10 protein-coding genes are annotated in these 9655 nt (G+C 62.5%); 4 read left to right on the forward strand and 6 right to left on the reverse strand.

Going from position 1 to position 9655, the window contains the following annotated elements; translation table 11 throughout:
- Positions 1–22: 22 nt before the first annotated feature.
- From nuoK to KBY58_RS03890, 3 genes are read left to right on the forward strand one after another with little or no spacing between them, the layout of a single operon-like run.
- Positions 23–352, forward strand: coding sequence for an NADH-quinone oxidoreductase subunit NuoK (gene nuoK, locus KBY58_RS03880; RefSeq protein WP_254934123.1), 330 nt, complete (start codon positions 23–25; stop codon positions 350–352).
- A 21-nt stretch (positions 353–373) separates the two neighbouring features.
- A complete protein-coding gene (locus tag KBY58_RS03885; protein WP_254934122.1) occupies positions 374–1288 on the forward strand; it encodes an NAD(+) kinase in 915 nt (304 codons plus the stop codon).
- A gap of 37 nt (positions 1289–1325) precedes the next feature.
- Positions 1326–1889 (forward strand): CYTH domain-containing protein, encoded by a 564-nt coding sequence (locus tag KBY58_RS03890; protein ID WP_255003026.1) that lies wholly within the window; start codon positions 1326–1328, stop codon positions 1887–1889.
- Here the strand turns inward: KBY58_RS03890 and KBY58_RS03895 are convergent.
- Positions 1880–2131: a helix-turn-helix domain-containing protein gene (locus tag KBY58_RS03895; RefSeq protein ID WP_254934608.1), complete on the reverse strand. Its 252-nt coding sequence runs from the start codon at positions 2129–2131 to the stop codon at positions 1880–1882. The genes KBY58_RS03890 and KBY58_RS03895 overlap by 10 nt on opposite strands.
- Positions 2132–2275: 144 nt before the next feature.
- Here KBY58_RS03895 and KBY58_RS03900 point away from each other — a divergent pair, with 144 nt between their 5' ends.
- A complete protein-coding gene (locus tag KBY58_RS03900) occupies positions 2276–3196 on the forward strand; it encodes a methylenetetrahydrofolate reductase (protein WP_255003027.1) in 921 nt (306 codons plus the stop codon).
- Here the strand turns inward: KBY58_RS03900 and KBY58_RS03905 are convergent.
- The 5 genes from KBY58_RS03905 to KBY58_RS03925 all read right to left on the reverse strand — a co-directional run.
- Positions 3180–4361: an NDP-sugar synthase gene (locus KBY58_RS03905; RefSeq protein ID WP_254934119.1), complete on the reverse strand. Its 1182-nt coding sequence runs from the start codon at positions 4359–4361 to the stop codon at positions 3180–3182. The genes KBY58_RS03900 and KBY58_RS03905 overlap by 17 nt on opposite strands.
- 45 nt (positions 4362–4406) lie before the next feature.
- Positions 4407–5318, reverse strand: a complete 912-nt coding sequence (locus tag KBY58_RS03910; protein ID WP_254934118.1) for a segregation/condensation protein A — start codon at positions 5316–5318, stop codon at positions 4407–4409.
- Between the two features lie 92 nt (positions 5319–5410).
- On the reverse strand, positions 5411–7000 hold the full coding sequence (locus KBY58_RS03915; RefSeq protein WP_255003028.1) for an NAD(P)H-quinone oxidoreductase subunit 4: 1590 nt from the start codon (positions 6998–7000) through the stop codon (positions 5411–5413).
- 123 nt (positions 7001–7123) lie between these two features.
- Entirely contained in the window at positions 7124–9145 is a 2022-nt protein-coding gene (locus KBY58_RS03920) for an NAD(P)H-quinone oxidoreductase subunit 5 (protein ID WP_255003030.1), read from the reverse strand.
- Between the two features lie 110 nt (positions 9146–9255).
- Positions 9256–9655 (reverse strand): NnrU family protein (locus KBY58_RS03925; RefSeq protein ID WP_261350153.1); only part of this gene is annotated, 400 nt, incomplete at its 5' end.

A 9655-nucleotide genomic window follows, 5' to 3' on the forward strand; every position in this document is an offset into this window, starting at 1 on the left:
CTTCCTTACCCCTTCCCCTCTGATGGACGCAAGCTTCTCCAACGGCATTCCCCTGCAGGCCTACCTGGTGGTGGCTGCGATTTTGTTCTGTACTGGGGTGTGGGGTTTGATCAACAGCCGCAATGCCGTGCGGGTGCTGATGAGCATTGAGTTGATGCTGAATGCGGTGAATATCAATTTGATGGCCTTCTCCGATTACATGGATGGCCAGCTGATCCGGGGCCAGGTGTTCGCGATTTTTGTGATCACGGTGGCGGCAGCAGAAGCGGCGGTTGGCCTGGCGATCCTGCTCTCCCTGTATCGCAACCGGGAAACGGTGGACATGGAGCGCTTCAACCTGTTGCGCTGGTGAGCCAGCCACACTTCCAGCACCATGCAGCTTGAGCGGGTTTGGTTGATCACGCGCTCCGGCAGCCAGGCTGCGCAGCGCCAGGCCAAGCGCTGCGCAGAAGACCTGCGCTCCCTCGGTACCCAGGTGGTGATGGCCCAGAGCGGCCTCACCTCCAATCCCTTCCCCGGTTTGCTGGCCACGGAGCCCTCCCTGCCGGATCTGGCCCTGGTGCTCGGTGGAGATGGCACGGTGCTTGGGGCCGCCCGCCACTTGGCTCCCCTGGGGGTGCCGATCCTTTGCTTCAACGTGGGCGGGCACCTGGGTTTTCTGACCCATGAGCGGCGCCTGTTGCAACTCTCCGGTGAGGCCGATTGCCTCTGGCAACGCCTCCGCGACGAGCGCTATGCCCTGGAGCGTCGGATGATGTTGCAGGCCCATATTGAAAGGCCCGATGGCAGCTCAGAGGAGGTGCACCTGGCCCTCAATGATTTTTATTTCCGCCCCTCCCTCGATGAGGTCTCACCCACCTGCATGCTGGAGCTGGAGATTGATGGAGAGGTGGTCGACCAATACCGCGGCGATGGTTTGATCCTGGCAACTCCCACGGGTTCAACGGGCTACGCCATGGCGGCGGGGGGGCCGATCTTGCACCCCGGCATCGAGGCGATTGTGGTCAATCCGATTTGTCCGATGAGCCTCTCGAGTCGGGCGGTGGTGGTGCCGGCCCGCGCCCAGCTTTCGGTGTTTCCCCTTGGGGAAGCCAGCCGCCGGGTCAAGCTCTGGAAGGATGGGGCCCATGCCACCGTGCTCGATGCCGGTGATCGGGCGGTGGTGCAGCGCAGCTCCCATCCAGCCCTGCTGGTGGTGCTTGAGCAGAGCCCCTCCTATTACCGCACCCTCACCCACAAGCTCCATTGGGCCGGCAGCCTCACGGCCGTGGAGCCCTCCCATAACTGAGCCCCAATAAGACTGAGCCCCAACAAGACCTAGCGCGATGGCCCTGGAAATTGAAAGGCGTTTTTTGGTGCGGGGCGAGGAGTGGCGGGAGCTAATCGCCTGGCAGGCCCATCTCCAGCAGGGCTATCTGGTGAGCGGGCCCGAGGGCCTTACGCTGCGGGTGCGCACCGCCACCTCTACCGCAACTGCGAAAGCTGAGGCTGGCCAACAGGCCTGGCTAACCCTCAAGACGGCCGCTTCCGATGGCGGCCTGGTGCGCCAGGAGTTTGAGTACGACATTCCCTTGGCAGACGCCCAAGACCTGCTGGCGATCGCCCCCAGCCAGCTCAGCAAGAGGCGCCACGGCCTCAGCCTGGCTGGTGGGGATTGGGTGCTGGATGTATTTGAGGGCAGCAATGCCCCCCTGGTGGTTGCTGAGGTGGAGTTGGAACATGCCGAGCAGTCGTTGCTGGTGCCCAGTTGGTGCCATCTGGAGCTAACCGGCCACTCCAGCTTGAGCAACGCGGCCCTGGCCCACAGTCCCCTGGCCGACTGGCCGGAGCTGCAGCGCCAGGCCCTATTGGCTGGCCTGGCCGATTGGCCGACAGCAGGTCAGGTCTGATCTAGGGCGCAGCAATTAAAGCCATCGCGGCAAATCTTGCCGTTGTCCATGGCCCAATTGAGCAGGGCCACCCGGTTTTTGGCTCCGGTTTTGGTGAAGATATTGCTCACGTGGTTATCCACGGTGCGCTTGCTAATCGTTAGGGATTGGGCGATTTCCTGGTTGGTCAGGCCCTGGGCCACCAGCTCAATGATCTCAATCTCGCGCTGGGAAACAGCACCCTCTGGACTGGAAACAGGGATGACGGCAGGGTTCGAAGCAGGGCCAGAAGCAATGCTCGAATTGGCGCCATATTCGCGATCGCTATCCATCCCTAAACCCGTAGGCCTGTAACTACTGTAGGCAGCTTCCTAGCCCATTATGGGAGTTGATCTTTAGGGTTTGGCTTGCTGCTCCAACAGGCCCTGGCCAGCGGTCAGCTGGTCATCACCGCTGAGGTAACCCCCCCCCGGGGCGGCGACCCAAGTCGCACCCTGGCGGCGGCCCAGGCCCTGCGGGGCTGGGTGCATGCGGTCAACGTCACCGACGGCAGCCGCGCCGTGATGAGGATGGCCAGCTGGGCGGTGTGTCGCCTGCTGCTGGATGCGGGCATTGAGCCCGTTTTGCAGCTGGCCTGCCGCGACCGCAACCGCATTGCCCTCCAGGCCGATTTGCTCGGGGCCCATGCCCTTGGCCTGCGCAATGTGCTCTGTCTGACGGGCGATCCCGTTAGGGCTGGCGATCAACCGGGGGCCCGCCCGGTCAATGAATTGGAATCGGTGCGTTTGCTGCAGTTGGTGGCCCAGCTCAACGCCGGCATGGATCCGGTGCAGGGCAGCCTTCCCGACGGCCCGACGGCCCTGTTTGCCGGAGCCGCTGCCGATCCCCAGTCGCCGAGCTGGAGTGGCCTCAAGAGCCGAATGGCTCGCAAGCAGCAGGCCGGTGCCCGCTTCATCCAAACCCAGATGGTTACGGATGGGGCCGCCCTAGAACGCTTTGTGAAAGAGATCGCAGAGCCCCTGGGGCTGCCCGTATTGGCGGGGGTTTTTCTGTTGAAGTCGGCCAAAAATGCGGCCTTTATCAACCGCGTTGTGCCCGGCGCCAACATTCCCCAATCGGTGGTTGATCGTCTGGCCATGGCAAGCAACCCCGCGGAAGAGGGTCTGGCGATCGCCGCCGACCAGGTGGCCCGTTACCTGGAGAGCGCCCAGGGGGTGCACCTGATGGCGATCAAGGCCGAGGAAAAGATCCCCAGGATCCTGGAAATGGCCGGCCTTAGGCCAGAAGTACCCCCAATCCCAGTGCCAGCCCTTAGTTCGAGCCCGTAAGGGCCAGGTCGGTGCCGAGCAGTTCGGCCATGGCCTTTTGCTGCGGTGAGGGGGAAACCACATCCAGGCGGCGCACGTCGGTGATCAGCCAATCGAGGGCGGCTTCCTGCAGGTCGAAGTGGTCGCCGTTGCGGTCAACGCAGTAACGGCCAAACACCAGTTTTTCCACCAAGCGCACCCCCGCACCGATGCGGGAGTAGTCGAAGATGATCGAGTTGTCGATCGTGGCGCCTTCACAGATGTGGCAGTTGGGGCCAATCATTGCCGGGCCAATGATCGTGGCTCCGTTCTCAATTCTGCTCATCCCGCCCACATAGATTGGGCCCTTCACCGTGATGTTGTCCCAGTCGGCGGCCACGTTTAGGCCGGCATAGACGCCTGGTCGCACCTCCTTGCCGGGGATCTGTACCTGGCGCACCTGACCCTGCAGCACGCTGCGAATCGCCTGCCAGTAATCGGGCACCTTGCCGATATCCACCCACTCGAATTCCATCGGTAGGGCATAGAAGGCTGCCCCGGATTCCACCAGTTTGGGGAACAGGTCGGAGCCGATGTCAAATGGCTGGCCAGTGGGCACGAAGTCCAACACTTCGGGCTCAAAGATGTAGATGCCGGTATTGATCATGTCGCTGGCTGCCTCCTCGATGGCCGGCTTCTCCTGGAAGGAGCGCACCCTGCCGTCGTCATCGGTCACCACTACGCCGTAGCTGCTCACCTGGTCGCGGGGGACCCGTTTGGTGATCAGGCTGGCCAGGGCACCCTTGGCCTTATGGCGCCGCACCGCTTCGCTGAGGTCGAGGTCGACCAGGGCATCGCCGCAGAGCACCACAAAGGTGTCGTCAAAGAAGTGCTGGAAGGTTTGGATCTTTTTCAGGCCACCGGCCGAACCCATCGCATCACCAATTAGCTCGCCGTCTTCAATGCGGCCTTCAAAGCTGTAAGCAATTTCAACGCCAAATCTTTGGCCGTCGCGGAAGTAGTTCTCGATCTCCTCAGCCAGGTGCGAAACGTTGACCATGATCTCGGTGAAACCATGCTCCCGCAGCAGCTCCAGCAGAAACTCCATCACGGGTTTCTGGAGGATGGGGATCATCGGCTTGGGAATGGTGTGGGTGATCGGCCTCACCCGTGTTCCCTTGCCTGCCGCCAAGATCATCGCCTTCATTGGCGTTTGCTCATTTCTGACGGACAGCTAAGCCTAGTGAACGGCCTAGGCAGCCAGCGCTGCATGGGTCGGCATGGCAGCTGGTCCCTGGGGCGATGCAACGGCCTTCACCAGCGGCAGCTGGACGCTTTCGCCCTCGTTTAGCAGCCGTTTCAGGCTCAATGCACCAAACAGTCCTCCCTCCTGCTGCAGCTCCACCTTGCCCTGGTGACACAGAAACAGCAGGGCCCAAAAGACCCCAACCCGATCGGCGTCGAGGTCGGCGGCGGCCCCTTTGCTTTCAACGCACTGGGCCCAGGAGTGCACGAGTTGATCAAAGCCTGTCCAATCCAGGGCCTCGGGCCACTGCAGCAGAAATTGGCTGAGGGCGGCCGTGGTTTCCGGCAGCTTTTCGCGGTGGGCCAGGGCGGCAACCTGCTCAATCGCGGCCCGCTCGCTGTAGCGCTTGGGGCGATGGCGATTGCGGGCCTTGCCCTCGTCGTCTTCGAGCCGTTCGGCAATTTCCTCGAGTTGGCGGATCAGTTCCCCGAGGGTTACGGGCCGCTGTAGGGGCGGTGGGGCCACGGGCCGGCGCCAGAGATGGCGCTCCGGCCTGCGGGGCAATGCCAGGCCAGGATTCATCAGCCAGCCCTGGCCGTCGTCGTCAAAATCGAAGCCAAAGTCGGTTTCGATCGGTGCCGGCGGGAAGGTGGCAGCCTCCAACACCTCGGCCTTCAGGCCCACGAGCACGGAGGCGGCCAAAAAGGCTTCACTGCTCTCGGCCAGGTCCTGTTCGTAGCTGCCGCCTCGCCCCTGGCGCAAGGCTGCCACCAGGCGCGGCACCTCAATGCGCTGGCGCAATTGGTCTAAAAAGCCGTCGATCACGGCAATTACATCGACATCCCAAGGGTCGAGATCGCCCCGTTCCGCCGCGTCCTGCAGCAGCCGGATGGCCAGCCTGGCGCCCCCCTCTGCCACTTGCTGCTGTTTCCCCAGGGAATTTGTATTTCCACGCTACCGGTATCGGCCAGTTCCGGCCAGCAGCTTCATTTCCCACCAGCTGTGGCGGCCTAGCCCAGGGAAGGTGCGGAGAGGGGCGCCTGGCGGATCAGGCCGGAGCCGATCGGGGCAGGCCCCCTTGAATTGAGCATCTTCATGGCACTTTCATCTCGGGCCACGAGGGCTTCCATGGAGGCCCGGTAGGTGTCCGTCATTAGCCGCGGATAGAGGCCAATGCCAATGATCGGCACCAGCAGGCAACCCACGATGTAGATCTCCCTGGGTTCCGCATCCACCAACTGGGTGTGGGAGGCCAGTTCGACATTTTCCTTGCCGTAGAAGATCTCCCGCAGCATCGAAAGCAGGTAGATAGGCGTCAGGATCACCCCGATTGCGGCCAGGCCGTCAACCACGATCCGGAAGGCAAGGCTGTAGGCGTCGTCGGTGGCGAAGCCCACAAAGATCATCAGCTCGGAAACAAAGCCGCTCATGCCAGGCAGGGCAAGCGATGCCAGGGAGCAGATGGTCCAGAGGGCAAACATTTTGCGCATGTTTTGGCCCACGCCGCCCATCTCGTCGAGTTGCAGGGTGTGGGTGCGGTCGTAGGTGGCCCCCACCAGGAAAAACAGACTTGCCCCGATCAGTCCGTGGCTGATCATCTGCAACATCGCCCCACTGCTGCCGAGGGCGCTGAAACTGCCGATTCCAATCAGCACAAAACCCATATGGCTGATGGAGCTGTAGGCGATTTTGCGCTTGAGGTTGCGCTGGGCAAAGGAGGTGAGCGCCGCATAGATGATGTTCACCACCCCCAGCACCACCAGCAGGGGCGCGAATTGGGCGTGGGCGTCGGGCAGGATCTGGCAGTTGAAGCGCAGCAGGGCGTAGCCGCCCATCTTCAGCAGGATGCCCGCCAGCAGCATGTGCACCGGGGCCGTGGCCTCGCCATGGGCATCGGGCAGCCAGGTGTGCAGCGGCACAATTGGCAGCTTCACCCCAAAGGCAATCAGCAGGCCGGCGTAACAGAGCAGCTGGAAGCTGGGCGGGAAGCCCTTGGCCATCAGCTCGGTGTATTCAAAGGTGGGGATGCCGCCGCCGTAGAAGGCCATGGCCAGGCCCGCCAAGAGGATGAAAAGCGAGCTGCCCGCTGTGTAGATGATGAACTTGGTGGCTGCGTATTGGCGTTTTTTGCCCCCCCAGATGGCAATCAGGAGGTAGACCGGCAGCAGCTCCAGTTCCCAGGCCAGGAAGAACAGCAGCATGTCCTGGACTGCAAAGACGGCGATCTGGCCGCCATCCATGGCCAGGAGCAGGAAGAAAAACAGCTTGGGCTTGAAGGTGACAGGCCAGGCCGCCAGCACCGCCAGGGCCGTGATGAAGCTGGTGAGCAGGATCAGGGGCATCGAGATCCCGTCCGCCGCCACCGACCAGGACAGGCCGATGCTGGGCAGCCACTGCACCCGCTCCACCAATTGCAGGCCGGGGTCGCTCGGGTCGTAGCCAGTCAGGTAGCCACCCACCGTCAGCAGGAAGGTGATCAGGGCCACTGCTAGGGCGTACCAGCGGACCTGCTTGCCTTCCCCCTCGTCGGGGAAGAAAGGAATAACTAGGGCTGCGGCGATCGGGAACAGGATCGAAGCGCTCAGCCAGGGGAACGGCACGAACCAAACCTCACCAATGGCTGGAGTGTAGAAATCCTGTCCAGCCCAACCCCGCCCGGGTCGGGGATGTCACACAGAGCAATGGCGCTGATGGAGCCGATCTGCCCGGCCCTAGGGCCGGGATCAGCCCAGCGAACCGAACAGCACCACTAGGGCCACCACCCCGCCAAACACGATCAGGGCATAGAACTGGGCCCGGCCGGTTTCGAAATACTTCAGGCCCTCACCACTGCCCAGGGTCACCAGACCGGTGAGGTTGACCACCCCATCCACCACCTTTGAATCCACCTCAAGCACCTGTTTGGCCAACTTGCGGCTGCCCTGCACAAACAACTTGTCGTTGATTTGATCGAGGTACCACTTGTTGGCAAAGAAGGCATTGATTGTGGGAAAACGGCCGGCCACGGCTGTGCCGAGGTCGATCTTGTGGAGGGCGTAGGCAAGCACGGCGATGCTGATGCCCAGCAGGGAAACCCCCACCGAGGCCCCAGCTAGGGGTAGAAATTCGGCCCAGCTGAAGTGTGAGGCCATGTGGGCCGCTTCCTCGGGGTTGAGCAGGCGGGCAAAGCGGCTGTTCCAGGGGGTCCCCAGCAGGCCGATCAGGGCCGAGGGCACCGCCAAAACGGCCAGGGGCATGGCCATCTGCCAGCCGGATTCATGGGGGTGATCGGCATGGTGGTGGCTGCCGCCATAGGCTTCTGCGGCGTCATCGCCCTGGCCCTTGCCGGCGGCTGAGAGCAGTTGGGCCTGAATGGTTTGGTCTCCGCCCCGGAAGCTGCCCTCAAAGGTGAGGAAGTACAGCCTGAACATGTAAAAAGCTGTCATCCCAGCCGTGATGAAGCCAGCTGCCCAGAGCACGGGGAAATGGCCAAAGGCCTGGCCAAGGATCTCGTCCTTGCTCCAAAAACCCGCCAGGGGAGGGATGCCACTGATGGCCAGGCAGCCGATCAGGAAGGTGGCGCTGGTTATGGGCATGTGTTTGCGCAGGCCACCCATCAGGCGCATGTCCTGGGCGAGCACGGGTTCATGGCCCACCACCTCTTCCATGGCGTGGATCACCGAGCCTGAGCAGAGGAAGAGCATCGCCTTGAAAAAGGCGTGGGTAACCAGGTGGAACATCCCGGCCACCGGTGCTCCGCAGCCCATGGCCAGCATCATGTAGCCCAGTTGGGAAACGGTGCTGTAGGCGAGGCCCTTCTTGAGATCCATCTGGGTGAGGGCGATTGAGGCCCCCAAGAAGAGGGTGATGGTGCCCACCACGGCAATCACGGTTTGCACCGCCTCAAAGGGCACGTAGATCGGCTGGAGCCGGGCCACCAAAAACACCCCGGCCGCCACCATCGTGGCTGCGTGGATTAGGGCCGAGATCGGTGTGGGGCCCTCCATCGCATCGGGCAGCCAAACGTGCAGGGGGAACTGGGCCGACTTGGCCATGGGCCCCATGAAAACCAGCAGGCAGAGCAGGATTGCCACCCCATTGCTGACGCTGCCCCCTGCTATTGCCTCCTGCAGGCGCACGCCAATTTCCTCAAAGCCAAAGCTGCCGGTGGCCCAAAACAGCCCCAGGATTCCCAGCAGCAAGCCAAAGTCGCCAACCCTGTTGACCACAAAGGCCTTCTGGGCCGCATTGGCGGCGCCATCGCGGTCGTACCAGAAACCCACGAGCAGGTAGGAGCACATGCCCACCAGCTCCCAGAAAACGTAGATTTCCAGGAGGTTTGGGCTGATGATCAGGCCCAGCATCGAGCTGCTGAATAGGGCCAAGTAGGTGAAAAAGCGCACATAACCCTTGTCGTGGGCCATGTAGCCATCCGAATAGACCATCACCAACACGGCGATGGTGGTCACCAGGGCCAGCATCACGGCTCCCAATGCGTCTACCCGGAACCCCATTTCCAGGCTGAAGGTGCCGGCGGTGGCCCAGGGGAAGAGCACCTCCGTCATGGCTGCGCCGGCCAGTTGTTCGGCCAGCACCGCATAGCTCAAAACGCCGGAGGCGCCCACGCAGCTAATCAGCAGCAGCGCGACGGGTTTTCGCAGTCGGTTGATCGTGCGGTTAAAGCTGATCAGCCCCAGCCCCACAAGGCAGGCCCCCGCCAGGGGCAACACGGGTATTAACCAGGCGATTTCAGCGGCTGAGGGCATGCTGCGGCGCGGCCTGTTGTTGAAATGAGTTTAGGCAGCTCGTTGGGGGATTCCATGCTTGGTGGGGAGCTCCCCATCGGTTCGGCCCTGGAGCCAGCTGGCTCAGCCGGTTAGCCGAGCCAGTGCCCCAGGCCCGTGCGGGAAAAGGTGGTGGCGCCTGCGCCGATCCAGCGATGGGCCCACCAGAAAACGCCAACGGCAATGGCAATGCCCAGCTGGGCCGGCCTCAGAAATTCGCCTAGAAACAGCTGCTGGCGCCCATCGAGCACGGCCCTAAAGGGGATCACCGAGGTGTGGGCTTTGAGCTCCTCAAAGGCGGCGCCAAAACGGTTGGCCAGGCGCCGATCCCCATTCCAGATAGCAAATAGGTGGTGGGCAATCAGGCCAAAGCAGGTGACCACCATGAAGCTGCTGCCTATCCAGAGCAGGTGGGTGGCGCACCAGAGCACCTGGCCCACCGCCTGGGGATGGCGACTGATGCGAATGATTCCGGTGGCATAGAGGCGCACC

The organism is Cyanobium sp. HWJ4-Hawea, from assembly GCF_024345815.1.
Classification (GTDB): Bacteria; Cyanobacteriota; Cyanobacteriia; order PCC-6307; family Cyanobiaceae; genus Cyanobium_A.